This window comes from Streptomyces ficellus, from assembly GCF_030406405.1.
Taxonomy (GTDB): domain Bacteria; phylum Actinomycetota; class Actinomycetes; order Streptomycetales; family Streptomycetaceae; genus Streptomyces; species Streptomyces ficellus_B.
This window is the reverse complement of the sequence record NZ_JAUEPL010000007.1, coordinates 88,267-113,414: the sequence shown is the minus strand read 5'-3', so window position 1 is coordinate 113,414 and position 25,148 is coordinate 88,267. Positions and strand designations below refer to the sequence as shown.

23 protein-coding genes are annotated in these 25,148 nt (G+C 72.2%); 15 read left to right on the top strand and 8 right to left on the bottom strand.

What is annotated here, in order from left to right; translation table 11 throughout:
• Window positions 1–13 precede the first annotated feature (13 nt).
• Window positions 14–1,594, bottom strand: a complete 1,581-nt coding sequence (locus tag QWM81_RS07740; protein ID WP_290110916.1) for an alpha/beta hydrolase — start codon at window positions 1,592–1,594, stop codon at window positions 14–16.
• A 108-nt stretch (window positions 1,595–1,702) separates the two neighbouring features.
• Window positions 1,703–2,755, bottom strand: coding sequence for an Rv2578c family radical SAM protein (locus QWM81_RS07735; protein WP_290110915.1), 1,053 nt, complete (start codon window positions 2,753–2,755; stop codon window positions 1,703–1,705).
• Window positions 2,756–2,899: 144 nt separating this feature from the next.
• On the opposite strand from QWM81_RS07735, the gene QWM81_RS07730 reads away from it, so the two are divergent.
• Complete coding sequence (locus QWM81_RS07730) at window positions 2,900–3,343, top strand: SRPBCC family protein (protein ID WP_290110914.1); 444 nt, start codon at window positions 2,900–2,902, stop codon at window positions 3,341–3,343.
• Window positions 3,344–3,723: 380 nt separating this feature from the next.
• On the opposite strand, the gene QWM81_RS07725 is transcribed toward QWM81_RS07730, so the two are convergent.
• Window positions 3,724–4,287 (bottom strand): hemerythrin domain-containing protein, encoded by a 564-nt coding sequence (locus QWM81_RS07725; RefSeq protein ID WP_290110913.1) that lies wholly within the window; start codon window positions 4,285–4,287, stop codon window positions 3,724–3,726.
• Between the two features lie 233 nt (window positions 4,288–4,520).
• Between QWM81_RS07725 and QWM81_RS07720 the strand changes: the two genes are divergently transcribed.
• The 6 genes from QWM81_RS07720 (at window position 4,521) to QWM81_RS07695 (ending at window position 12,355) form a co-directional block, all read left to right on the top strand.
• The gene (locus QWM81_RS07720; protein ID WP_290110912.1) at window positions 4,521–5,069 is read left to right on the top strand and encodes a hypothetical protein; all 549 of its coding nucleotides are present in this window, start codon (window positions 4,521–4,523) and stop codon (window positions 5,067–5,069) included.
• 198 nt (window positions 5,070–5,267) lie between these two features.
• A complete protein-coding gene (locus QWM81_RS07715; RefSeq protein WP_290110911.1) occupies window positions 5,268–6,101 on the top strand; it encodes a M55 family metallopeptidase in 834 nt (277 codons plus the stop codon).
• Window positions 6,094–7,431 (top strand): M20/M25/M40 family metallo-hydrolase, encoded by a 1,338-nt coding sequence (locus tag QWM81_RS07710; protein WP_290110910.1) that lies wholly within the window; start codon window positions 6,094–6,096, stop codon window positions 7,429–7,431. The genes QWM81_RS07715 and QWM81_RS07710 overlap by 8 nt, the downstream gene beginning before the upstream one ends.
• Before the next feature lie 13 nt (window positions 7,432–7,444).
• A complete protein-coding gene (locus tag QWM81_RS07705) occupies window positions 7,445–9,430 on the top strand; it encodes a S9 family peptidase (protein ID WP_290110909.1) in 1,986 nt (661 codons plus the stop codon).
• Window positions 9,427–10,359 (top strand): S66 peptidase family protein, encoded by a 933-nt coding sequence (locus QWM81_RS07700; RefSeq protein ID WP_290110908.1) that lies wholly within the window; start codon window positions 9,427–9,429, stop codon window positions 10,357–10,359. Before QWM81_RS07705 ends, QWM81_RS07700 begins: the two co-directional genes overlap by 4 nt.
• A 181-nt stretch (window positions 10,360–10,540) precedes the next feature.
• The gene (locus QWM81_RS07695; protein WP_290110907.1) at window positions 10,541–12,355 is read left to right on the top strand and encodes an alpha/beta fold hydrolase; all 1,815 of its coding nucleotides are present in this window, start codon (window positions 10,541–10,543) and stop codon (window positions 12,353–12,355) included.
• On the opposite strand, the gene QWM81_RS07690 is transcribed toward QWM81_RS07695, so the two are convergent.
• Entirely contained in the window at window positions 12,336–13,445 is a 1,110-nt protein-coding gene (locus tag QWM81_RS07690; protein ID WP_290110905.1) for an adenosine deaminase, read from the bottom strand. The genes QWM81_RS07695 and QWM81_RS07690 overlap by 20 nt on opposite strands.
• A gap of 287 nt (window positions 13,446–13,732) precedes the next feature.
• Window positions 13,733–14,482: a GntR family transcriptional regulator gene (locus QWM81_RS07685; RefSeq protein ID WP_290110903.1), complete on the bottom strand. Its 750-nt coding sequence runs from the start codon at window positions 14,480–14,482 to the stop codon at window positions 13,733–13,735.
• Between the two features lie 292 nt (window positions 14,483–14,774).
• Between QWM81_RS07685 and QWM81_RS07680 the strand changes: the two genes are divergently transcribed.
• Together QWM81_RS07680 and QWM81_RS07675 are read left to right on the top strand one after the other, a co-directional pair.
• Window positions 14,775–16,244 (top strand): MFS transporter, encoded by a 1,470-nt coding sequence (locus QWM81_RS07680; RefSeq protein WP_290110902.1) that lies wholly within the window; start codon window positions 14,775–14,777, stop codon window positions 16,242–16,244.
• Between the two features lie 207 nt (window positions 16,245–16,451).
• Entirely contained in the window at window positions 16,452–17,045 is a 594-nt protein-coding gene (locus tag QWM81_RS07675) for a GNAT family N-acetyltransferase (protein WP_290110901.1), read from the top strand.
• A 7-nt stretch (window positions 17,046–17,052) separates the two neighbouring features.
• On the opposite strand, the gene QWM81_RS07670 is transcribed toward QWM81_RS07675, so the two are convergent.
• From QWM81_RS07670 to QWM81_RS07660, 3 genes are all read right to left on the bottom strand, one after another.
• On the bottom strand, window positions 17,053–17,409 hold the full coding sequence (locus QWM81_RS07670) for a VOC family protein (RefSeq protein ID WP_290110900.1): 357 nt from the start codon (window positions 17,407–17,409) through the stop codon (window positions 17,053–17,055).
• A 49-nt stretch (window positions 17,410–17,458) separates the two neighbouring features.
• A complete protein-coding gene (locus QWM81_RS07665; RefSeq protein WP_290110898.1) occupies window positions 17,459–18,265 on the bottom strand; it encodes a methyltransferase domain-containing protein in 807 nt (268 codons plus the stop codon).
• A gap of 98 nt (window positions 18,266–18,363) precedes the next feature.
• Window positions 18,364–18,915 (bottom strand): hemerythrin domain-containing protein, encoded by a 552-nt coding sequence (locus tag QWM81_RS07660; RefSeq protein ID WP_290110897.1) that lies wholly within the window; start codon window positions 18,913–18,915, stop codon window positions 18,364–18,366.
• Window positions 18,916–19,240: 325 nt separating this feature from the next.
• On the opposite strand from QWM81_RS07660, the gene QWM81_RS07655 reads away from it, so the two are divergent.
• The 6 genes from QWM81_RS07655 to QWM81_RS07630 all read left to right on the top strand — a co-directional run bounded on the left by QWM81_RS07655 (window position 19,241) and on the right by QWM81_RS07630 (window position 25,140).
• The gene (locus tag QWM81_RS07655) at window positions 19,241–20,617 is read left to right on the top strand and encodes an NAD(P)/FAD-dependent oxidoreductase (protein WP_290110896.1); all 1,377 of its coding nucleotides are present in this window, start codon (window positions 19,241–19,243) and stop codon (window positions 20,615–20,617) included.
• 1 nt (window position 20,618) lies between these two features.
• Window positions 20,619–22,466, top strand: a complete 1,848-nt coding sequence (locus QWM81_RS07650; RefSeq protein WP_290110895.1) for a transketolase — start codon at window positions 20,619–20,621, stop codon at window positions 22,464–22,466.
• A 156-nt stretch (window positions 22,467–22,622) separates the two neighbouring features.
• Window positions 22,623–23,558, top strand: coding sequence for a non-homologous end-joining DNA ligase (gene ligD / locus QWM81_RS07645; protein ID WP_290110894.1), 936 nt, complete (start codon window positions 22,623–22,625; stop codon window positions 23,556–23,558).
• An 80-nt stretch (window positions 23,559–23,638) separates the two neighbouring features.
• On the top strand, window positions 23,639–24,022 hold the full coding sequence (locus tag QWM81_RS07640; protein ID WP_290110893.1) for a gas vesicle protein GvpO: 384 nt from the start codon (window positions 23,639–23,641) through the stop codon (window positions 24,020–24,022).
• An 18-nt stretch (window positions 24,023–24,040) separates the two neighbouring features.
• Complete coding sequence (locus QWM81_RS07635; RefSeq protein WP_290110892.1) at window positions 24,041–24,418, top strand: gas vesicle structural protein GvpA; 378 nt, start codon at window positions 24,041–24,043, stop codon at window positions 24,416–24,418.
• Window positions 24,415–25,140: a GvpL/GvpF family gas vesicle protein gene (locus QWM81_RS07630; protein ID WP_290110890.1), complete on the top strand. Its 726-nt coding sequence runs from the start codon at window positions 24,415–24,417 to the stop codon at window positions 25,138–25,140. The genes QWM81_RS07635 and QWM81_RS07630 overlap by 4 nt, the downstream gene beginning before the upstream one ends.
• Window positions 25,141–25,148 lie beyond the last annotated feature (8 nt).

The window sequence follows — 25,148 nt, the reverse complement described above, 5'->3', positions numbered from 1 at the left end:
GACCATCAGCGCGTCAGCTCCGCCGGCCCAGCAGGCCGTGCAGCGCCGCCGCGCCGCTCGCGGGCGTCCCGGCGCGCGCCGGCGTCTTGCCCGGCTCCGGGTCGGGCGCCGCCGCGCAGACCGCGTCCACCGTGCCGTGCCCGCCGCCCTTCGGCAGCTCGCCGGTCTCCAGGTACCGCACCAGGTGCCGGTCCAGGCAGGCGTTGCCGTTCAGCGTGACCGCGTGGTTCCCGCCGCCCTGCTCGACGACCAGCCGGGAGCCGCGCAGCTTCTGACGGACGGACAGCCCGCCCTCGTACGGAGTGGCCGCGTCATCCGTGGCCTGGAACAGCAGCACCGGGGGCAGGGCGTCGTTCGACACGTCCGACGGGGTCATGGACGCGACCGGCCAGAAGGCACAGGGCGCGTTGTACCAGGCGTTGTTCCACGTGGAGAAGGGTGCCTTGGCGTACACGTCCCAGTTGTCCCGGTGCCAGGTGCCCCAGTTCCTCGGCCACCGGGCGTCACTGCACTGCACGGCCGTGTAGACCGAGTAGCCGTTGTCGTCGGACGCGTCGGCCGCCGCCAGGGTGTTGTAGGCCGCGACGAGCGGGGCGGGGTCCTTGTCGTTGACGTACGCCGAGAACGCCTGGGCGAGGGTGGGCCAGTAGCCGTTGTAGTACCCGCCCGGCAGGAACGTGTCCTCCAGCTCGGCCGGGCCCACCGTGCGGCCCGCCGGGTTCTTGCGCACCTCCTCCCGCATGGCGTACCAGCGCGCCTCGACCTTCGCCGGGTCGGTGCCCAGCCGGTACACCTGGTGGTGCTTGGCCACCCACGCCATGAACGACTTGTGGCGGGCGTCGAACGCCAGGTCCTGGGCGATGTTCGCGTCGTACCAGACCCCTTGCGGGTCGACGACCGAGTCCAGGACCGCCCGCCGTACCCGCTGCGGGAACAGCTTGGCGTAGACGGTGCCGAGGTACGTGCCGTACGAGTACCCGAAGTAGTTGATCTTCTCCGCGCCGAGCGCCTGCCGGATGACATCGAGGTCCCTGGCCGTGCTCACCGTGTTCATGTGCCGCAGCAGCCCGCCGTACTTGTCGCCGCACGCCCTGGCGAACGACGCGGCCCTGGCCAGGTTGGCCCGTTCGTCCCGCTGGTCGCGCGGTACGGAGTCGGGCCGTACGGGCGTGAAGTAGCCCGGCTTGCAGTCGAGCGCCGGCTTGCTCGCGCCGACGCCCCGCGGGTCGAAGCCGACCACGTCGTACTGCGCCGCGACGCTCGCCGGCAGCGACGCCGCCACATACCCGGCCATCGTCAGCCCGCTGGCTCCCGGGCCGCCCGGATTGACGAGCAGGGGGCCCTGCGAGGTCTCCGCGGTGTGCGGGATCCGGGAGAGCGCGAGGGTGATCTGCTCGCCGTGCGGCGCGGCGTGGTCCAGCGGCACCCGCACCGTGGCGCACTGCAGCCGGGGGTACTGCTTGGTGGCGCATCCCTTCCAGGTCAGACCACCGCGCGGCTCGTCGGCCGCCGGCTCCGCGGCCGACGGCGCGGCGCTGACCGCTCCCGCCATCAGCGCCCCCGCGGCGATCAGCACTCCTGCGCGTTTTTGCATATGGCCTCCCGGGCTGGGCGGAACGATGGCTGCGAGGGCATACGGCCCTCGGCGGATCGTCCCCGCAATCCGGCCCGGAAGGGCGGGTTCCGGTCAGACTTGACCCGATCAGAGGAGGGTGAGTTGCGTGGGCCCCGGCGGCTGGGCGGGCTGCCGTTCCGGAAGGACCGGGGCGATGCGGCGGGCGGTACCCCGCCGCGCCGGGCCTATGCCGAACTCGTCGGCCAGCTCGTGCACCTGACGGGTGATCCGGCGCTGGTACCACTTGGGGGCGTACGCCCCCTCCGCGTACAACCGCTCGTACCGCCGTACCAGGTGCGGGTGGTGCGCACGCAGCCACGTCATGAACCACTCCCGCGCCCCGGGGCGCAGGTGAAGGACGAGCGGGGTCACCGACGTCGCGCCGGACTCCGCGATCGCCCGCACGGTGGCGCGCAGCTGGTCGGGGTGGTCGCCCAGGAACGGGATGACGGGCGCCATCAGCACCCCGCACCCGATGCCGTGGTCGGTCAGGGTCCGTACGACGTCGAGCCGGCGCTCGGGGGCGGGCGTGCCGGGCTCGACGGTGCGCCACAGCTCCCGGTCGGTGAAGCCCACGGAGACGGAGATGCCCACATCGGTCACCTCGGCGGCCTGGAGCAGCAGGTCCAGATCACGCAGGATCAGCGTCCCCTTGGTGAGGATCGAGAACGGGTTCGCGTGGTCGCGCAGCGCGGCGATGATGCCGGGCATCAGCTGGTAGCGCCCCTCCGCGCGCTGGTAGCAGTCGACGTTGGTGCCCATGGCGATGTGCGCGCCCTGCCACCGGGGCGAGGCGAGCTGCCGGCGCAGCAGCTCCGGCGCGTTGATCTTGACCACGATCTGGGAGTCGAAGCCGATCCCCGTGTCGAGGTCGAGATAGCTGTGCGTCTTGCGGGCGAAGCAGTACACGCACGCGTGTGCGCAGCCCCGGTAGGGGTTGACGGTCCACTCGAACGGCATGCGGGAGGCGCCCGGCACCCGGTTCACGAGGGAACGGGCCCGCACCTCGTGGAAGGTGATCCCACGGAACTCGGGCGTGTCGAACGTACGCGTGGTCACGGCGTCCGTACCGAACAGCGCGGTGTCCCCGGTGGGGCCGGTGTCCCCAGGGGGGTGGTCGCTCAGATTGTCCCAGCGCATGGACGCCTCCTCAGTAGCACTGGGCCACACAATAGAACATACGTTCCCATGATCGCCTCTGCTGGTGCCCCCAGGATTTGGGCGCCCACGGCGCAGGTGGTTGGCTTGTGCCTCCCCTTAGGAACGAGTGCTGGAGGACATGGCATGGCGCAGGTCGAGGCCACGACGGAGCGGGTCATCGCGGCGGACGCGGAGACGGTGTTCGACGCGCTGGCCGACTACAAGGAGACCCGCGAGAAGCTGCTGCCCGAGCACTTCAGCGAGTACGAGGTACGCGAGGGCGGCGACGGCGAGGGCACCCTGGTCCACTGGAAGCTCCAGGCCACCAGCAAGCGCATCCGCGACTGCCTGCTGGAGGTCAGCGAGCCCTCGGACGGCCGGCTCGTCGAGAAGGACCGCAACTCCTCCATGGTCACCACCTGGACCGTCACCCCGGCCGGCGAGGGCCGCTCGAAGGTCGTCGTCACCACCGTGTGGAACGGCGCGGGCGGCATCGGCGGGTTCTTCGAGAGGACGTTCGCCCCCAAGGGGCTGGGTCGCATCTATGACGTGGTGCTCGAAAAGCTCGCCGCCGAGGTCGAGAAGTAGCCCCTCGCCTCCACCCCGCACGCGTCGCTTGAGGGTCACCGTTTCGAGTGGTCGTTCCCTCGGCGCTCCGGCGTCCCGGCGCGTGCTGTGAAGGACGGGCTTCCGGCAGCCACGGAGAGCCCCTGATGAGCGCCGGGCGGCTCGATGCGCCCGGCGCTCGCCGCTGCCGCGCGCGCCCGTACCGGCTGCTGCCGCCGGGCGCGCAATGCGAAAAACCCCGCGCGGGCGCGGGGTCGGGGGAGCGGGTCTCGTGGGCCGGGGCACGCAGACGGGCGGGGCACGCAGACGGGCGGGGCACGCCGGCGCGCCCGGCGCAAACGGCGCGAGGGTGTGGGCCGGGGCGTGGGGGGACGCCGCCGGCCCAGGACGTGGCGGGGCGGTCAGGATTCCTTGCCGCGGCCGGTCATCGCGTCGCGCAGCCGGTCGACCAGGCCGGCGCCCGGCGCGAGGAGCTTGTTGGCCGGCGGCTTGTCCGGGGCGGACGGGTGGGGGCGGGTCGGGGCCATCTTCTTGGCCTGCCGGACCTTGTCGCCGAGCTCATTGAGGGCCTCGGCCGAGCACGCCGCGCGCAGGCGCGGGAAGAGGTTGTTCTCCTCGTCCATGACGTGCGCGCGGATCTCGGTCATCAGCTTCATCATGAGCATGTCGAACTGCGGATCGTCGGCCTCGCAGCGCTCCAGGTCCTTCATGGTGCGCTCGGCCGCCGCGTGGTCGGCAAGCTCCTTCTCGGCGAGCTCGTTCCCGCCCGTCACGTGCTCGCGTACCGCGGGGTAGAGGTAGGTCTCCTCCGCGACCGCGTGCCGGATCAGCTCCATGGTGACCTGGTCGGCGTAGTGCTTGCGCCGGCTGTCGCCGGACGGCAGCTCCTCGATATTGGTGAAGATTTCCTCCACCTCTTCGTGGTCGGTGGTCAATTCGGCGATTACGTCTCCGCCGTGTGCCATGTCGTCGCTCCTCTGCGCGGGGGCATTCCGGATTTCCTCAATGAAACGCGCCCGCCGTCATCCGCGGCGTATTGGTGCTCTCTCAGCGTGTCGTGTCCCCACCGCCCCTCACCATCGCCGCGCCGCTGTGGTCGAGAACACTGCCCCGTCCGTGAGCTGGACCATTTCCACCCGGGATATCCGGAGGTAGCGTTTGGGGCCACCCCGCTCCCGTAAATCCGGATGGATCGGCCGTGCCCGCAGATTTCTCGCTCTCCCCGCTCATAGCGGCGACCGCGCAATGGCTGACGCGCGCCTATCCGACGGGCCCAGGCGCACTGGACCGTGCCCTGGCCGAGGTACAGGCGCGGCAGGCCGTCACGGCGGCGGCGTGGCTGCGCTACCCGACCGAGATGGACGCCGCTCTCGTGGCCGTGGCGGGCCCCGGAGGCTCGGCCCGGCTGGACTGGATCACCGGCACGGACGGCACCGGGCCCGACGAAGCCCGGCACGGCGCCGAGGAGCGCCACGCGTGGCGTACGTGGGTGGACGAGGTGGTCGCGAGCTGGGCGGCGTCCCTGCTCAGCAGGCCCGAGCTCGCCGCGGCGGCGATGGACGCCCTCGCGGGCAGCGCGCACATGGGTGACGCGCCGGTGGACTTCCGGCGTCTGGTGCGGCCCGATGAACACGACCGGCGGGCCGCCGCGCTCCTGCGCCACCCCGACCTGCTGGCCCCCATAGCCGAGCTGCACCACGCCCAGCTCCTCGACCGGCTGAACCGGGGGCCCGCGCTCACCGGCTGATCCATCGGCGGAGTGCGGAGTGCGGAGTGCGGCCTGCGGAGCGCGGCGTGCGCGGTGGCCTGCGGCCCATGCCGGCCGGTGCGCGGTGGCGGCCCGCGGCCGATGCCGGCCGGTGCGTGGTGACGGGTGCCGGCGACACCGCCGACAGTTATCCACAGGCCTGGGCAGGCGCGGCCGGACCGCGTACGGTTTCGAGGCATGAAGATCCTTGTCAGCGCCGACATGGAAGGCGCCACCGGTGTGACCTGGCCGGCCGATGTGCTGCCCGGGACCCCGCAGTGGGAGCGCTGCCGCGCCATGTTCACCTCGGATGTGAACGCGGCCGTTCTCGGATTCTTCGACGGCGGCGCCGACGAGGTACTCATCAATGAAGCGCACTGGACCATGCGCAATCTGCTGCTGGAAAGACTCGACGAGCGCGCCGAGATGCTCACCGGCCGCCATAAGCCGCTGTCCATGGTCGAAGGCGTTCAATACGGCGATGTGGACGGCGTCGCCTTCGTCGGCTACCACACGGGCGCGGGCACCGAAGGGGTCCTCGCCCACACCTATCTCGCCAACTCCATCACCGGCGTCTGGCTCAATGGCGTACGAGCGAGTGAGGGCCTGCTCAACGCCCATGTCGTCGCCGAGTTCGGCGTCCCCGTCATCCTGGTCACCGGAGACGACCTGACCTGCGAGGACGCCCTCGCATACGCCCCGGAGGCCCGCAAGGTCGCCGTCAAGGACCACGTCTCGCGGTACGCCGCCGTGTGCCGCACGCCCACCCGGACGGCCGCCGACATCCGCGCCGCAGCCAAGGACGCCACCGCTCTCGCCGTACGGTACGAACCGGTGCGCGGCGGGCCGTTCACCGTGGAGCTGGAGTTCGACGCGGAGCACCTCCCGGCCGCAGCCACCCTCGTACCGGGCGTGGCGGCCAGTGGTGAACGGAGCGTGGCGTACACCGGCGAGACGATGTACGAGGCCATTCGCGCCTTCAAGGCGGTCACCACGATCGTCTCGGCAGCGGTGGAGGAGCAGTATGGCTGACGTGACACCGTTCGACACGGACTCGCAGGCGCTCGACGAGGTGGTCACCTTCACCTCCGAGCTCATCCGCATCGACACCACCAACCGCGGCAGCGGCGACTGCAGGGAGCGCCCCGCCGCCGAGTACGTGGCCGAGAAGCTCGCCGAGGCCGGTCTCGAACCGCTCCTCCTGGAGCGCACACCCGGCCGGACCAATGTGGTGGCGAGGATCGAGGGCACCGACCCGTCCGCCGACGCGCTCCTCGTCCACGGCCATCTGGACGTGGTGCCCGCCGAGCCCGACGACTGGGACGTGCACCCCTTCTCCGGGGAGGTCCGCGACGGTGTGGTGTGGGGGCGCGGCGCCGTCGACATGAAGGACATGGACGCGATGGTCCTGGCGGTCGTCCGCGAGTGGGCGCGCCACGGCATCCGCCCGCGGCGCGACATCGTCATCGCGTACACGGCCGACGAGGAGGCCAGCGCCGTGGACGGCGCGGCCTATCTCGCCCGTCACCACGCGGGGCTCTTCGAGGGCTGCACCGAAGGCATCAGCGAGACCGGCGGGTTCACCTTCCACGCCGGCCCGGATCTGGCGATCTACCCGATCGGGGCGGGGGAGCGCGGCACCGGATGGCTCAAGCTCACCGCGGAGGGCAGGGCGGGCCACGGCTCCAAGGTGAACCGGGAGAACGCCGTCAGCCGGATCGCCGAGGCCGTCGCCCGTATCGGCCGGCACGAGTGGTCGGTCCGGCTCACCCCGACCGTGCGGTACGCCCTCACCGAACTCGCCGCGCTGTACGGGGTGGAGCCCCTTCTCGACGACCCCGGCTTCGACGCGGACGCGCTGCTGGAAAAGCTCGGCCACGCGGCCGCGCTCGTCGAGCCGGCCATCCGCAACAGCTCCAACCCGACCATGCTGCACGCCGGCTACAAGGTCAACGTGATCCCGGGGATCGCCACCGCCCATGTCGACGGCCGGTTCGTACCGGGCGGCGAGGAGGAGTTCATCGCCACCATGGACCGGCTCACCGGACCGGACGTCCACTGGGAGTTCCAGCACCGGGAGATCGCCCTGGAAGCACCGGTCGACTCGCCGACGTACGCCAAACTGCGCGCCGCCCTGGAGCACTTCGACCCGGACGCGCACGTCGTGCCGTTCTGCATGTCCGGCGGCACGGACGCCAAGCACTTCGCGCGGCTCGGCATCGTCGGCTACGGCTTCTCACCGCTCCGGCTGCCCATCGGCTTCGACTACCCGGCGCTCTTCCACGGCGTCGACGAGCGCGTCCCGGTCGAGGCGCTGCACTTCGGCATCCGGGTGCTCGACCACTACCTGCAGTCCGCATAGGGGGGAAACGCACATGGTGCCCACGGGGGCTTACGGAACCTGGCCGTCACCGATCGACGCGAGGAGGGCCGCCGTGTACGACGGCCTTCCCGAGTACGTCGGCGTGGTCGGCGACGAAGTGTGGTGGACCGAGCCGCGCCCCGCCGAGGGCGGCAGACGCACCCTGGTGCGCAGGCGCGCGGACGGTACCGAGGAGACGGTGCTGCCGGCCCCCTGGAACGTGCGCAGCAGGGTCATCGAGTACGGCGGCCGGCCGTGGGCCGGAGCGGACCGCGGTCAGGGAGCCGGGGGGCTCCTCGTCGTCTTCAGCCACTACCCGGACCAGCGGCTGTACGTGTACGACCCGGACGGCGACCAGGAGCCGGCGCCGCTCACCCCGGTGTCCGGTGTGGGTGGCGGACTGCGCTGGGTGGACCCCGTCGTCCGCCTGGACAGGGGCGAAGTGTGGTGTGTGCTGGAGGAGTTCACCGGAGACGGGCCCGGGGACGTGCGACGGGTCATCGCGGCCGTGCCGCTCGACGGGTCGGCCGCCGGGGACCGGGGTGCCGTGCGTGAGCTCACCGACGACCGGCACCGGTTCGTCACCGGGCCACGGCTCTCACCCGACGGCCGGCGCGCCGCGTGGATCGCCTGGGACCACCCCCGCATGCCGTGGGACGGCACGGCCGTGATGACCGGTGAGGTCACGGACGGCGGGCCGTTCACGGAGGTGCGGCAGGTGGCGGGCAGCACCGACGAGTCGGTCTGCCAGGTGGAGTGGGCTCCGGACGGCTCACTGCTGTACGTCTCGGACAGCGGCGGCTGGTGGGAGTTGCAGCGGATCAGGCCGGGCTCGCGGGCGGCCGCCCTCTGCGCGGGGCGCGCGGAGGAGTTCGGCGGACCGCTGTGGAAGATCGGTCTCACGTGGTTCCAGCCGCTGGACGACGGGATGATCGCCACCATCCACGGCAGGGGCGCCACCGGCCTCGGGATACTGGACCCCGAGACCGGCGAGCTCGTCGACGCCCCCGGGCCCTGGACCGAATGGGCGTCCACGCTCGCCGCCCACGGCTCCCGCGTCTTCGGTGTCGCGGCCAGCCCGCGCAGTGGATACGAGGTCGTGGAACTCGACACCAGCACCGGCCGCACCCGGGTCATCGGCGCCGCCCACGAAGACCCCGTGGACCCGGCGTACTACCCCGAGCCGCAGATCCGCACCTTCACCGGTCCCGACAACCGCGAGATCCACGCTCACATCTACCCGCCGCACAACCCCGACCGGATCGCCCCCGACGACGAACTGCCGCCCTACGTGGTGTGGGCGCACGGCGGCCCCACCGGCCGCGCCCCGCTCGTACTCGACCTGGCCATCGCCTACTTCACCTCGCGCGGCATCGGCGTGGCCGAGGTCAACTACGGCGGCTCGACGGGATACGGGCGTGGGTACCGCGACCGGCTGCGCGAGCAGTGGGGCGTCGTCGACGTCGAGGACTGCGCGGCCGTCGCCGAGGCGCTGGCCGCCGAGGGCACCGCCGACCCCGCCCGGCTGGCCATCCGGGGCGCCAGCGCGGGCGGCTGGACCGCCGCCGCTTCGCTGGCCCTCACCGGGGTCTACGCCTGCGGCACCTTGCTCTACCCGGTCCTGGACCTGGACGGGTGGGCCGAGGAGACCCATGATTTCGAGTCGCGGTACCTGGAGTCGCTGATCGGGCCGCCGGCCGAGGTGCCGGGGCGGTACCCGGAACGCTCGCCGCTCAGCCTCGCCGAGCAGATCAGCGCGCCGTTCCTGCTGCTCCAGGGGCTCGACGACGTGGTGTGCCCACCCGCGCAGAGCGAACGGTTCCTGGCGCGGATGGCGGGACGCGGCATACCGCACGCGTTCATCGCCTTCGAGGGCGAAGGGCACGGCTTCCGCCGCGCCGACACCATGTCCAGGGCCCTCGAAGCCGAACTGGCCCTCTACGTCCAGACCTTCGGGATCACCCGCCAGGACGTCCCCCTCCTGGAGCTGCGGAAGTGACGGCCACGCCCCTCACCAGGCCCGCGCGGCTCGGACCGGGCGACCGGGTCGCCATCGTCGCGCCCGGCGGCCCCGTCCCCGAGGACCGGCTCCGGGCCGGGCTGGACATCCTGCGCGAGTGGGGCCTCGACCCCGTGGTGATGCCGCATGTGCTCGATGTCCACCCGGAGTTGCCGTACCTCGCCGGAGCCGACGCCGCCCGCGCCCGGGACCTGACGGACGCGTGGTGCGACCCCACCGTCTCCGCCGTCCTGTGCGCACGCGGCGGCTACGGCACGCAGCGCATGGCCGACCTCCTCGACTGGACGGCGGTACGGGCCGCCGGCCCCAAGGTGTTCGTCGGCTACAGCGATGTGACGGGACTGCACGAGGCGTTCGCCGTACGGATGGGGCTCGCCACCCTGCACGGCGCGATGGTCGGGACGGTCACGTTCCTCAAGGACGCCCGCACCCAGGAGTCGCTTCGGGCCGCGCTCTTCGAGCCCGAGTCGGTACGCACCCTGGGGCTGGAGAGCGCGCGGGCCATGGTGCCCGGCCGGGCGCGCGGCGTCACCCTGGGCGGCTGCCTGTGCATGCTCGCCGCCGACCTGGGCACCCCGCACGCCCGCCCGTCCGCGCGGGGCGGGCTGGTGCTGCTGGAGGACACCGGTGAGGAGCCGTACCGGCTGGACCGTATGCTCACGCAGCTGCTGCGCTCCGGCTGGCTGGACGGGGCGGCGGGGATCGCGCTCGGCTCGTGGGAGGAGTGCGGGCCCTACGAGGCGGTGCGGGCGACCCTGCGCGACCGGCTCGGCGGGCTCGGCGTGCCCGTGGCCGAACAACTGGGCTTCGGTCACGGCCCGACCGCGCTGACGATACCCCTGGGTGCGGCCGCGACGCTGGACGCGGAGGCGGGGACGCTGACGCTGGACGAACCCGCTCTGCGCTGACGCCCGCAGGGCGCTGGGGTGCGCCCCGCGCTCGCGCCTGGAACGCGAGGCGGAGTCGGCCCCGCGTTCGCGTTAGCCCTGCGCTCGGTCGAAAACCTTGCGCACGCACCGTTGACGTGGATCTGACAGGTGCCACACCATGGGCGCGCCCGGTACTTACCGGTCGGTATGTTTCCTCGTGGTGGAGGTCCCCGTGTCGTCGCGTCGTCGTGCCCTGCCCCGACTCCGTACGTCCCTGGTTCTCGTGGCCGGCGCCGCGCTCGCCGCACCGGTCGCCGTCGCCGATCCGGCGGCGGGCGCCCCGGCGGTGCCGGCGACCGAGGGACAATTCACCGTTACGGCACTGAAGTTCACCGTGGACGCGGGTGGGCGGAGCTGCACCGTGGACGCCGACCTGTACCGGCCCGCCGGGGTGGACGCCGCGCACCGGGCGCCTGCCGTGCTCACCACCAACGGGTTCGGCGGGAGCAAGACGGACGGGTCGACCGCCGCCATCGGCAAGGCGTTCGCCGCCCGCGGCTATGTCACGCTGGTGTACTCGGGGCTCGGATTCGGCAAGTCCGGGTGCCTGATATCGCTCGACGATCCGCGCATCGACGGCAAGGCGGCCTCCGGGCTCATCGACTTCCTCGGGGGCAAGCGAGCCGCCGACGACGGCACCAAGGCCGACTTCGTCACGGCCGACCGGCCCGGCGACCCGCGCGTGGGCATGATCGGAGGCTCGTACGGCGGTGCCATCCAGCTGGCGACCGCGGCTGTGGACCGGCGCGTGGACGCCCTCGTACCGATGATCACCTGGCACGACCTGGCGTACTCGCTGGACCCCAACAACGCCGCACGGGACGTGCCGGGTGCCTTCAAATGGCAGTGGGCCAACGGCTTCTACCTGATAGGGGAGGGACAGCCGCTCCTCGTACCGAGCCTGGACCCGTCCCGGATCAATAAGCTGGGCTGTCTGCACTTCGTCACGCGGGCCTGCGAGACGGTCCGGCTCCTCAACTCCGGCCGCTACCCGGTCGGCGAAACACAGGAGATGCTCGACTTCGCGCGCAGTGTGTCCCCGGTCTCCTACCTGGACCGGGTAAAGGCGCCGACGCTCCTCATCCAGGGGCAGGCCGACAGCCTCTTCAACCTCAACGAGGCGCAGGCCAGCTACGAACAGCTCAAGGCACAGGGCACCGAGACCAAGATGATCTGGCAGTCCTGGGGCCACAGCGGCGGGCTCACCGATCCGGTGAGCGGCGAACTCAACCTGGGGGAGGGCAACCTCGACACGAGTTACGTCGGGCGGCGCATCCTCGCCTGGTTCGACCGCTACCTGCACGGCAGGACGACCACGGACACCGGCCCCGCCTTCGCGTACTACCGCGACTGGCAACCGGGCTACGGCACGGCCGCCGCCGTACCGCCGCTGTCGCAGAAGCTGTACCTGTCCGGCGACGGCAAGCTCGTCGACAACCGCGCCAAGGTGGTGCGCGGCGCCCGTGAGTACCGCAACGCGCTGGTGGCGACCAGCCACTCGGAGTCGTCCCTGGCCGGCCTCATCGGGCTCCCGGACCCCGCGCCGTACGACACGCCCGGCACCTACCTCGGCTGGACCAGCGCCCCGCTGAAAACCCCGGTCGACGTCGTCGGCGCCCCGAAGGCCACCCTCAAGGTCGTCTCACCGAGGACCGAGCGGGTGCAGCACTCCGGGGACGCCGCCGACAAGCTGGTCCTCTTCGCCAAGGTCTACGACGTCGCCCCCGACGGTACGCAGACGCTGGTCAACCGGCTGGTCGCGCCGGTGCGCGTGCCGGACGTGACCCGGCCGTTCACCGTGGAGCTGCCCGGCATCGTGCACCGGTACGAGGCGGGCCACCGGCTGCGGTTCGTGATCGCCGCCAGTGACTCGGCGTACTTCGGCAACCGTGGCGTCAAGCCCGTGACCGTCACCAGTGCCCCGCAGGACACCGGCGCCCTTGAGCTGCCCGTCGTCAGCGGGACGCCGCGATAGCCGCGTAACCCGGCCGGATCACCTCGTCGATGAGGCGGCGGCGCTCCGGCAGCGGCAGGAACGCGGCCTCCACGGCGGCGACCGTGAACTCCTCGAAGACCTCGGGGCCGTACCCGAAGGCGTCCGCCATGTGCTGGAACTCCTGGCTCATGGTGGTGCCGGAGACGAGCCGGTTGTCGGTGTTCAGCGTGATGCGGAAGCCGGCGCGGCGCAGCCCGTCGATGGGGTGCGTGGCGTAGTCCTTGGCGGCACCGGTCTGGAGGTTGGAGGTCGGGCAGACCTCCAGGGCGATGCGGTTGTCGCGGACGTACGCGGCGAGGTGGCCGAGCGTGCCGTCCTCGGCGATGTCGTCGGTGATCCGCACGCCATGGCCGATCCGCTCGGCGCCGCAGACCTGCACCGCCTCGTGGATCGACTCGGCGCCGACTGCCTCGCCCGCGTGGATGGTGAAGTGGCAGTTGTGCCGCTTGAGGTGCTGGAAGGCGGGCAGGTGGCGGGCCGGCGGGTTGCCGATCTCGCCGCCCGCGATGTCGAACCCGGCCACGCCGCGCTCACGGTGCGCCACGGTCAGCTCGGCTATCTCCAGCGAGCGGTCCGTGTGGCGCATACCGGTCAGCAGCGTGCCCACGGTGATCCGCCCGCCCGTGCGGCGCTCGCCCTCGCGGAAGCCGTCGTTGACCGCCTCGACCACCTCGTCGAGCGTCAGGCCGGCCGTCAGGTGCTGCTCGGGGGCGTAGCGCACCTCCGCGTAGACGACGCCGTCCGCCGCCAGGTCCTCGGCGCACTCGGCCGCGACGCGGAACAGCGCCTCGCGGGTCTGCATCACCGCACAGGTGTGGGCGAACGTCTCCAGGTAGCGCTCCAGCGAACCCGAGTCGGCGGCGTCCCGGAACCAGACCGCGAGCGCGGCCGGGTCCTCGGTCGGCAGGCCGGTGTAGCCGCACTCGCGGGCCAGCTCGATGATCGTGGCGGGGCGCAGGCCGCCGTCCAGGTGGTCGTGGAGGACGGCCTTGGGAGCGCGCCGGATCCAGTCGGCGGGGGCGGCGGTGGCGGCGGGAGCGTCGGCGGAGACGTTGTCAGACAAGTGCATGGGGCGCGAGTGTACGGCACGCCCGCGCCGCGTGCCGTGACGCAGCCGACAGGCGGGGGAGGGGCGGGAACGCAGCCCGCGTGAAAGGCGGGCGGACACCACTCGGCGTCGCGGAGACGCGCGGCCCGGCGCCGCAGCAACGCGGGCCCGGGGTGTGGTGGCCCGGCGCCTGTAGCAGGGTGCGGCTCCTGCGCCGAAGCAGGGGAGACCGGGGCGAGCCGGACGAACGCGGGGGGCCGGCCCGGCGCCGCAGCAACGCGCCCCCCGCGCGGGCGTGGCCCGGCGTGTCAGGTCGACTGGAGCACCGGCAGGGCCGCCGCGCCCGTGGGGAGCATGTGCTTGGCGGCCAGGATCGGGGTGTCCCCGGCCCGTACCACCTGGGTGATCAGTACGGCGGGGGTGTCGGCGGGCCGGCCCAGCTGGGCCCCGCGCCGCTGCCCGACCAGCGTGGCCGTCACGCTGCTGTGCGCGGCCAGCGGCACGCCACGGGACGCCCCGGTCAGCACGGCGAGCATCGAGGTGCGGTCGGGCGCGGGCTCCGCGGCGAGCGCCCGCGCGAAGGCCGGGTGGGCGCGCTCCAGGACGTTCTCGGCGGCCGCCCACTCCTGGCTGAGCGCCGCCGCCGTACCGTCCGCGGCCAGCAGCGACTCCCAGAACCGCAGCTCGGCGCGGGCGGGCGCGAGCAGGTGCTGGGTGGTGAAGTCGGTCGGCTCCTCGACGGTGCGCAGCAGCCCCCGTACGCGGACGGCGGCGCCCGCGCCGATCAGCTCCTCCAGCGGCTGGATGTGCTCGAAGCCGCGCCGGGGCGGGCGGTCGTTGACGGTCCGGCCGACCCCGCGGCGTACCGACAGCAGGCCGTCCTCCTGGAGCAGCAGCAGGGCCTCGCGGAGGGCCGGGCGGCTCACGCCCAGCTCGGTGGCGAGCTTGGGCTCGGAGGGAAGGGTGGAGCCGGGCGGGTAGGTGCCGGCGTGGATCGCGTCCACGATCCGCTCGTACAGCACCACCACCGGTCTCCGCTGCTGCGCGCTGACCACCATTGCCCCTCCTCGGCCGACTTGTCAGCAAGTTATGCCGACTCCGGGCGGCCGGGCAACGGCGGCGCGGTCTCGATCGAGCTGCGGATGAGCTGCGAATGAGCTGCGGATGAGCGGGGCGTGAGGCGTGGGAACGGGGAAATCCGCAGGGCGCTGAAAATCACAGGCGGACAGGTCTTGACGTTTACGCGCGTAGATCTCAGGCTGTCTCAGCGGCGCTTGTCTGACAAGCCATCCGCGCACCGTCGCACCGTTCGCTTTCCCACGACATGACATCCAAGGCAAAGGGGCCGACATGTCCATCACGCTCGGCCGGACACGTTCCGGAGCCGAATCCGACCTGGCGGGCCGCGGCCCCATGCTGCTGGCGATGGTCCTGGCCGTACTCGGCTACCAGATCAACGCCACGATGCTCAGCCCCGCACTGCCCGATGTCATCGAACGGCTCGGCACCACCACGGCGGCCGCGGGTCTGTCCCAGACCCTGTTCTTCCTGATGGCGGCCATCGGGCAGGTCACGCTCGCCCGCCTCAGCGACCAGCGCGGCCGCAAGCCCATGATGATCCTCTGCGCGATCGTCCTGATCTTCGGCAATCTGCTCTGCGTCTTCGCGCCGAACATCGAGATCTTCATCGCGGGCCGCGTCCTGCAGGGCATCTCCGCCGCGATGTTCACCCTGGCCTTCCTCACCCTGAACCAGCTGCTCACCCCGGCCGGCTTCGGCAAGGCCGCCGGCATCATCACCGCCGTCAACGGCGGCCTGGCGGGCGTCGACGCCATCGCGGGCGGCCAGATCGCCGACACCATCGGCTTCCGCGGCATCTTCGTCTGCTCCACCCTGATCGCCGTCGCCGGCCTGATCGGCGTACGCCGGTACGTCCCCGACGTCCCGCCCACCACCACCGCCGACGCGCGCTTCGACTCCCGCGGTATCTCCGCCCTCGCCCTGGGCCTCACCGGCATCCTGGTCGGCCTCGCCCAGGGCGCGGCCTGGGGCTGGACCTCGGCCCTGACCCTCGGCTTCCTCCTCGGCGGCCTGGCCTCCCTCATCTTCTTCGTCGTCTCGCAGAAGAGCGCCCCCAATCCGGTCATCGACCTCGACGTCCTCGCCTCCCGCCGCGCCTGGCCGCTGCTGCTCACCACGGTCTGCACCCTCGGCGGAGCCTTCGGCGCGATCGCGCTGACCATCCCGCTCTTCTCCCAGGACGCCCGCGTCGGCCTCGGCCTGTCGGCCGTCACCGCCGCCATCCTCTTCCTCACCCCGATCCAGCTGATCGGCGTGGTCTCGGCGCCGCTGACCGGCCGCCTCGGCCCGAAGGTCGGCTGGCGCACGGTCGTGGTCACCGGCGCGGTCGCCAACTTCGTGATCTTCGTCTTCGCCACGCTGTTCCTGCACAGCGAGTGGATACTCGTCGCCGCGCTGGCCGCGCTCGGCGTGACGTACGGCGGCTTCATGCTCACCGGCCTCAACGGTCTCGCCGTCACCACCGCCCCCAAGGACAAGCCCGGCTCGCTCTCCGGCCTCAACGGTGCCTGTTTCGGCATCGGGGCCTCGCTCGGCATCGCCCTCGCCTCTGCCATGATCACCGCGGGCAGCGACGCCCAGGGCGTCACCGAGGCCGGCTACCAGAACGCCATGTACACGGCGCTCGCCCTGCTCGCGGTCGGTGTCGTCACCGCGCTGCTCATCCAGCGTCCGGACCCCGCCGACGCTGCCGACGCCGCCGGGGACGATGAGCCGCAGCTGGTCGTCACCCACCACTGACCGGCGGCCCTTCACCCGTACGGCTCGTTTCACCGCCCCCGGGCCGCCAGGATCCGCACATCCTGGTGCCGGGGGCGGTGCCGTACTGCGAGTGCCGTACTGGGAGTGCCGTACCCGGGTGCCGTACCCGGCCCGCCGCGGCCACTCCCCAGGAGGCGACAGTGTACCGTGCGGCCACCGCGATCACGGCCTCGCTATCCTGACCCGATGTCCGCGAACGACAGCCCCTACCTCGCCGAAGGCCCACGCGTGGGCATCCGGCACCTCGCCTACGAGGACGCCGGCGAGTTCACCGCGCGGGTCCGCGAGAGCAGGGACCTGCACCGGCCGTGGCTCTTCCCGCCGGACACCGCCGAGGTCTACGACCGCTACGCCCGTGCCCGCATCGAACACGCGGACGTCGAATCCTTCCTGGTCTGCGAGCGGGAGGCGGGCGGCGCGATCGCCGGCTTCATCACCATCAACAACATCGTCCGGGCCGCCTTCCTCAACGGCACCCTCGGCTACGGCGCCTTCGCCCACGCGGTGGGCCGGGGCCTGATGAGCGAAGGGCTCGGGCTGGTCCTCGCGTACGCCTTCGGCCCACTCGGCCTGCACCGGCTGGAAGCCAACATCCAGCCGCTCAACGAGGCGTCCCTGGCGCTCGTACGCCGCGCCGGATTCCGGCTGGAGGGCTACTCCCCGGCGATGCTCTTCATCGACGGCGCCTGGCGCGACCACGAACGCTGGGCCATCACCTCGGACATGCGTACCGGCGGCCACCCCACGCGGTACGACTTCCGCAAGGAACCCGGTCGCTGACGGAACGTCAGCGCTTGCGGTCGGCGTACTCGAAGACCGAACCGTCCGGATGCACGGCGATCAGATTGCGCCCCACCGGGGTCGGCACCGGGCCCGCCAGGACCTGCCCGCCGACCTCGGTGAGCCGGGCGTGCGCAGCCTCCACGTCCTCCACCGCGATCGTGGCCGTCACCTTGCGCAGCACCTCCAGCTCCGATTCGGGGCCGCTCATCAGCAGGAAGCAGCCCACGGCCGCCACCGAGACGCCGCCGCGCTCGAAGCGCAGCGCGCGGCTTCCGGTGAGCCGTTCGTAGAAGAACACCGACCTGTCCAGGCTCTCCTGGTCGTCGAGGCAGATGCGCAGAGTGGCGCCGAGGATCTCCATAGGGGCGAGGGTAGTTGGCCGCGCCGCGGGATGAGATCCATTCCTCGGGTCACACCCGGCAGAGCATCTCGCCGTGCGGCACCATGAACCATCCGTCGTCCCGGCGCGCCCACTCCCGCCAGCCCCCGGCGATCGCCGCCAGCTGCTCGGCGGTGGCGTGCCCGCCGTCCACCGCGAGTTCGGCGTACACCGAGGCGGTCGTACGGTCCGCCCACAGCCCGCTCCACCAGGCGCGCTCGCCGGGTGTGGTGAAACACCACGCGGAGGCGGTGGCCGTGATGTCGGTGAAGCCCGCCCGGCGGGCCCAGGACACCAGCCGGCGGCCCGCGTCCGGTTCGCCGCCGTTGGCGCGGGCCACCCGCCGGTACAGCTCCTGCCACTCGGCCAGTACGGGCGGTTCGGGGAACCAGGCGAAGGCCGCGTAGTCGCTGTCGCGCGCCGCGACGACGCCGCCCGGGCGGCACACCCGCCGCATCTCCCGCAGCGCCCGCACGGGGTCGCCCACGTGCTGGAGCACCTGGTGGGCGTGGACGACGTCGAAGGAGTCGTCGGGGAAGTCCAGCGCGTGGACGTCGGCGACCGCGAAGCGGACGTTGTCCAGGCCGCGTTCACGGACGGCCGCGCGGGCCTGTTCCAGTACCTCGCCGGAGGCGTCCACGCCGGTCACCCGGCCGCCCGGTGCGACGAGCGCGGCCAGGTCGGCCGTGATGGTGCCCGGGCCGCAGCCCACGTCCAGCACGTCCAGCCCCGGCCGCAGCTCGCCCACCAGATACGCCGCGGAGTTGGCGGCGGTACGCCACCGGTGTGAGCGCAGCACCGACTCATGGTGCCCATGCGTGTAGACAGCGTCGGCCATGGCCGTACCCCCTGTGGTCCGTGTCGGATGCCAGGACGGCCACGGTACGCCGAGGTGCCGTATGGTGAGACCCGCGTCTCAGAGTATGGACGGCGCGCTTAGTGGTGCATGGCCTTGCGCATGGCGTCGCGCGTACGGTCCACGACCGCCGCGATCGGCCCCACGGCCAGGTTCTTCAGCGCCGAGTCCGTCCCCGGGTGCGGGCGGGTCGGGGCCACCGCCTCCGCCGCCTGCACGGCCCTCGCCAGGTTCCCCAGCGTGTCGCGGTCCGTGACGGCCCGCAGGTGGGCGAACTCGTACCGCTCCTCGGCCTCGGCGTGCGCCAGCACGTCCTGCCGCAGTGCCGCGAACCGGTCGAGGAACTCGGGGGAGTCGACGTCCATGTCCTGCAGCGCGCTCAGCGCCCGCTTGGCGCCTTCCTCCTCCTCGATGCGGTCCTCCACCACCTGCTCACCGCCCGCAATGTTCTTGCGCGCGAACGGGTGGACGACCTCCTCCTCGGCGGTCTCGTGCACCGCCAGCAGACGGACCAACTCGTGGAAGCACGCCTGGCGTTCCTCCCCCCGGGTGGCCACGACCTCGTCGAAGAGACGACGGATCCTCTCGTGCTGACCCTTCAGCAGTTCCACCACGTCAGGCTTCTGCGTCATGCCGTCATTCCTCCTTCGGTGATCCGGCGCTACCGGCCGGACCGCCCGGGTACCCGCCGCCCCACGGGTGCGAACCTGCCGCAGCGGAGGGCGGTCGTGAGGGCCGGCGTGGGCGCAGGCGTCGGCGTCCGGCGCGCGCGAGCCGCGTTTGGGGTGCAGGCTCGGGGGCACCGGGAAGGTCGGTCCGCGCACGCGGAGGGCACATCACGCGGAACGCGGAACACGAACAGACGCGCGAAACCACACGCGCGAAACACGCGGAAACAGACACGCGAAACCACACACGCGGAAACAGACATCACGCAGAGACGACGCTGGAGGCCCTGTGACCCCGTCCGTCAGCCCGTCCGGCCCGTCCGACGGCTCTCGCGCCCTGCCGCGCGTGGTGATCGTCGGGGCCGGGTTCGCCGGGTACCAGACCGCCCGCAACCTCTCCCGCACCCTGCGCGGCCGCGCCGAGATCGTACTGCTGAACCCCACCGACTACTTCCTGTACCTGCCGCTGCTGCCCCAGGTCTCCGCCGGTGTCCTGGAGCCGCGCCGGGTCACCGTGTCCCTGCCCGGCACCCTCCGCCACGTACGGCTGGTGCTCGGCCAGGCGGACCACGTCGACCTCGACGGGCGCACCGTGCACTACACCGACCCGGAAGGCACCGAGGGCCAGCTGACCTACGACCGGCTCGTCCTCGCCGTGGGCAGCGTCAGCAAGCTCCTGCCGATCCCGGGCGTCGCCGAGCACGCGACCGGCTTCCGCGGCCTGCCCGAGGCGCTCTACCTGCGCGACCACATCACCCGCCAGATCGAGCTGGCCTCGGCCGCCGGCAACCCCGCCGAGTGCACCTCACGCTGCACGTTCGTGGTCGTGGGCGCCGGTTACACCGGTACGGAGCTCGCCGCGCACGGCAAGATGTTCACCGACGCGCTCGTCCGCAAACAGCCCGCCTGGCCCTCGGCCGTACGGCCCCGCTGGATGCTCCTCGACGTCGCGGACCGCGTCCTGCCCGGGCTGGACGAGAAGCTCGCCCGCACCGCCGACGAGGTGCTGCGCTCCCGGGGCGTCGACGTGCGCACCAAGACGTCGGTCAAGGAGTCCACGCGCGAAGGCGTGCTGCTGGACGACGGAGAGTTCGTCGAGACGCGCACCCTCATCTGGTGCGTCGGAGTCCGCCCCGACCCGCTCGTCTCCGAGCTGAACCTCCCCGTGGAGCGCGGCCGCCTCGTCGTGACCCCGCAGCTCGGCGTGCCCGGCCGCCCGGAGGTCTTCGCGTGCGGTGACGCCGCCGCCGTGCCGGACCTGACCCGCCCCGGCGAGTTCACGCCCATGACGGCGCAGCACGCGTCGCGGCAGGGCAAGGTCGCCGCCCGCAATGTCGCCGCGTCCCTCGGGTACGGCGACGCCGTCCCGTACAAGCACAGCGACCTGGGCTTCGCCGTGGACCTCGGCGGGGTCAAGGCGGCCGCCAACCCGATGGGCGTGAAGCTCTCCGGGCCGGTCGCGGGCGCCGTCACGCGCGGCTACCACCTGGCGGCCATGCCCGGCAACCGAGTGCGGGTGGCCGCGGACTGGCTGCTGGACGCCGTGCTGCCACGGCAGGCCGTCCAGCTGGGGCTGCTGCGCTCGTGGCAGGTGCCCCTCGACACGGCCTCGCCCGAACTGGCCCGCATCCCGGCCGGGCCCGGGACCGGACCCGGCAAGGAGTGACATGCACTACGAACAACTGGCCTCACTCGGACAGCAGCTGAGGGTCGACGCGGTACGCGCCGCCGACGCCGCCGGCTCGGGGCATCCCACCTCCTCGATGTCGGCGGCCGACATCGCGGCCGTGCTCCTCTCCCACCACCTGCGCTTCGACTTCGACCACCCCGAGCACCCCGGCAACGACCGGTTCGTGCTGTCCAAGGGGCACGCCTCGCCGCTGCTGTACGCCATGTACAAAGCCGCCGGGGCCGTGGACGACGACGAGCTGCTCACCTTCCGCAAGCTCGGCAGCCGCCTCGAAGGGCACCCCACGCCCCGGCTGCCCTGGGTGGACGTCGCCACCGGCTCCCTCGGACAGGGCCTGCCCGTCGGCGTCGGGATCGCCCTCGCGGGCAAGCGGCTCGATGAGATCCCGTACCGCGTCTACGTCCTGTCCGGCGACAGCGAGATGGCGGAGGGCTCGGTCTGGGAGGCCGTCGAGCACGCCGCGTACAACCACCTCGACAACCTCACCCTCATCGTGGACGTCAACCGGCTCGGCCAGCGCGGGCCGACCCGGCACGAGCACGACCTCGACGCGTACGCGCGGCGGCTGCACGCCTTCGGCTGGCACACCATCGAGGTCGACGGACACGACGTCGAAGCCGTCGACCGGGCGTTCGCCGAGGCCCGCTCCACGATCCGGCAGCCGACCGCGATCCTCGCCGCCACCCGCAAGGGACGCGGTGTCGCCGCCGTCGAGGACCGGGAGGGCTTCCACGGCAAGCCCGTCAAGGACGCGGAGGCCGCCATCGCCGAGCTGGGCGGGCCCCGTTCCCTCCACGTCGAGGTCCAGCGGCCACCGGAGGCCTCCGGGCGGAAGACCGCCCGGAACGGAGCGCCCGAGCTGCCGCGCTTCGACATCGGCGACACGGTCGCCACCCGCACCGCGTACGGGCACGCGCTGGAGGCGCTGGGCTCGGCGCGCGGCGATGTGGTCGCGCTGGACGCGGAGGTCAGCGACTCGACGCGGACGGAGTTCTTCGCCAAGGCCCATCCGGAACGGTACTTCGAGTGCTACATCGCCGAGCAGCAGCTCGTCGCGGCGGCCGTCGGGCTCCAGACGCGCGGCTACGTGCCGTACGCCTCGACATTCGCGGCGTTCCTCACCCGGGCGTACGACTTCGTACGCATGGCGGCCGTCAGCCGCGCCGGCATCAACCTGGTCGGCTCGCACGCGGGCGTCGCCATCGGCCAGGACGGGCCCTCCCAGATGGGCCTGGAGGACCTGGCGATGTTCCGGTCCGTCCACGGCAGCACCGTGCTCCACCCGTGCGACGCCAACCAGACCGCGAAGCTGGTGGCGGCGATGGCCGACCTGGAGGGCGTGCGCTACCTGCGCACCTCGCGCGGGGACATGCCGGTGCTCTACGGGCCGGACGAGCCGTTCCCCGTGGGCGGCAGCAAGGTGCTGCGCAGCCACGGCGACGACGACAAGGCGACGATCGTCGCCGCCGGCGTCACGGTCCACGAGGCCCTGAAGGCCGCCGACCTGCTGGCCGAGTACGGCATCCCGGTGCGCGTGATCGACCTGTACTCGGTCAAGCCCGTGGACACCGAGACGCTCAACGACGCGGCGGGCGCCACGGGTTGCCTGCTCACCGTGGAGGACCACCATCCGGAGGGCGGCCTGGGCGACGCGGTGGCGGACGCCTTCTCCGACGGCCGGCCGGCCCCGCGCATGGCCCGCCTCGCGGTACGGAACATGCCGGCGTCGGCGACCCCGGAGGAGCAACTCCACGAGGCGGGCATCGACGCGGAGGCGATCGCCGCGGCGGTGAGGCTGCTGGTGGAGCGGGTCATCGCGCCCTGACCCCGCGGATCGGCGCTCGCGGGCCCGCACGCCTCCCCGGCGTACGGGCCCGACCGCTTGCCCCCGCGTGAACTCCGCGCCCGCGCCGTCCCGGGTGCGCCGCCCGGCGACGCGATGGGGGCGCGTGAGCGGGCGGCGTCCGGGTACGCGCGGATGATGAGTACCAGCAGTACCCACGCCGTACGAGCCGGCCGCCGGACCGTCGAGATCCACCGGCCGGACAAGGTCCTCTTCCCCGACGACGGGATCAGCAAGGCCGACCTCGCCGACTACTACCGGTCCGTCGCGCCGTTCATGCTGCCGCACCTGCGCGGCCGGCCCCTGATGCTCGAACGGCACCCCGACGGCATCGACGGCCCCCGCTTCATGCAGAAGGACACGCCCGACAGCTACCCCGACTGGATCCACCGCGTCGAGGTGGCCAAGGAGGGCGGCACCGTCACCCACACCGTGTGCGACGACATCGCCACCCTCCTCCACCTCGCCGACCAGGCGTGCGTCACCCTGCACCGCTGGCAGTCCAGAGTCGGCCGCCTGGAGTGGCCCGACCGCATGGTGTTCGACCTGGACCCTCCCGAAGGCACTCCCGAAGGCGCTCCCGGGGACGACTTCGACGCCGTACGCCGTGCGGCGCACCTCCTCGGCGAACTCCTCGACGCGCTGAACCTGCCCTCCACGCTGATGACGACCGGCTCCAAGGGCCTGCACATCATCGTCCCGCTCGACGGGCACAGCCCGTTCGACGACGTACGCGCCTTCGCCAGGGACGTCGCGCAGACCCTGGCCGCGGCCCACCCCGGCGAACTCACCACCGCCGCGCGCAAACAGGCCCGCGGTGACCGCCTCTATCTGGACGTCCAGCGCAACGGCTACGCGCAGACCGCCGTCGCGCCCTACTCGGTACGCGCCCGGCCGGGCGCCCCCGTCGCCACCCCGATCCGCTGGGACCAGCTGGACGACCCCGCGACGCACTCCCGCCGCTGGACCATCCGCACCGCACTCGAACAGGCGCGCACCGCCCCCTGGGACGGCCCGGCGCCCCGCCCCCGCGCCCTGGGACCGGCGCGCCGCCGGCTCGATGCCCTGCGCTGAGACGCACACCCGGTCGGCACCAAGCCGAGGCCAAGGGTTTGCGCACCCGTGTCACGGAAACCCGCACGAACGAGGCAGTCATGGCTGATACGCCCGAGAACACCCAGAAGAACGAGAACACTCAGAAGACGACGTCTACGAGCAATTCAGGAGCCCGGGCGAAGAGCGCCCGGGCACAACAACAGCCCAAGGAACCGTCGCCCCAGCAGCCGGGCCCCATGCAGGTGTTGCGCAACGCATGCGCCCAGCTCGCCGAACTGACCGGCAGGGAAGCCGAGTCGGTGTCGTCCTTCGAACGTACCGAGGACGGCTGGAGCGTGACCGTCGAGGTGCTCGAACTGGCCCGTGTCCCCGACACGATGAGCCTGCTCGCCTCCTACGACGTCGCGCTGGACCCCAACGGCGAGCTCACCGGCTACCGGCGCGTACGCCGCTACGAACGCGGCAGGGCCGACCGTTCCTAGGCAAGGAGGCACCCGACCATGACCGTTGTCCCGGCACAACAAGGCGGAGGCGGCGCACGCGGCACCAGCGGCCTGTACGACGTCCTCGAACTCGTCCTGGACCGTGGGCTCGTGATCGACGCGTTCGTCCGCGTGTCCCTCGTCGGCATCGAGATCCTGAAGATCGACGTCCGGGTCGTCGTCGCCAGCGTCGACACCTATCTCCGCTTCGCCGAGGCGTGCAACCGCCTCGACCTGGAGGCGGGCCCCCGCAAGGACCCCGGACTGCCCGACCTGGTCGGTGAGATGACCGAGTCCGGCGCCCGCGGCAAGTCCAAGGGCGCGATCTCCGGAGCCGCCGAGAGCATCTCCGACGCGTTCAACCGCTCGTCCCGCAAGAAGGAGGAACAGGAGTGAGCACGTACGTCTACGGGATCGCCCGCAGCTCACACCCCGGCCTCCCGGAGAAGATGGGCGGCATCGGTGACCCGCCGCAGCCCGTCCGCGTCCTGACCCACGGCGCGCTCGCCGCGCTTGTCAGCGACGCGCCCGAGGACCTCAGGCCCAAGCGGCGCGACCTGCTCGCGCACCAGAACGTCCTGTCCGAAGCCGGCGCGGGCGGCGCGATCCTGCCCATGCGGTTCGGCGGCATCTCACCGGACGACGACGCGGTCGTCGCCGTGCTCAGCGACCGCGAGGAGCACTACCTGGAGCGGCTGCGGGCCCTCGACAACAAGGTCGAGTACAACGTGAAGGCCAGCCACGACGAGGAAGCCGTCCTGCACCAGGTTCTCGCCGACGACCCCGAACTGCGGGCCATGAGCGAGGCCAACCGGGCGGCCGGCGGCGGCACCTACGACCAGAAGCTGGCCCTCGGCGAACGCGTCGTGGCCGCCGTCAAGCAGCGCGAGGCACGTGACGCGGTCCTCGTCCAGCAGGCCCTGGAGGACCACGCCACCGATGTGTGCCCCGGGCCTGAGAACGGCGCCTGGCTGGCCAACATCTCGTTCCTGGTGGACCGGGACCGCGCCGCCGCCTTCGTCGCCGCCGTCGACGACCTCAAGCGCGCCAACTCCCACCTCGTCCTCCAGGTGAACGGCCCACTGCCGCCGTACAGCTTCGTGGAATCGGCGGAGTGAGAGGAGCG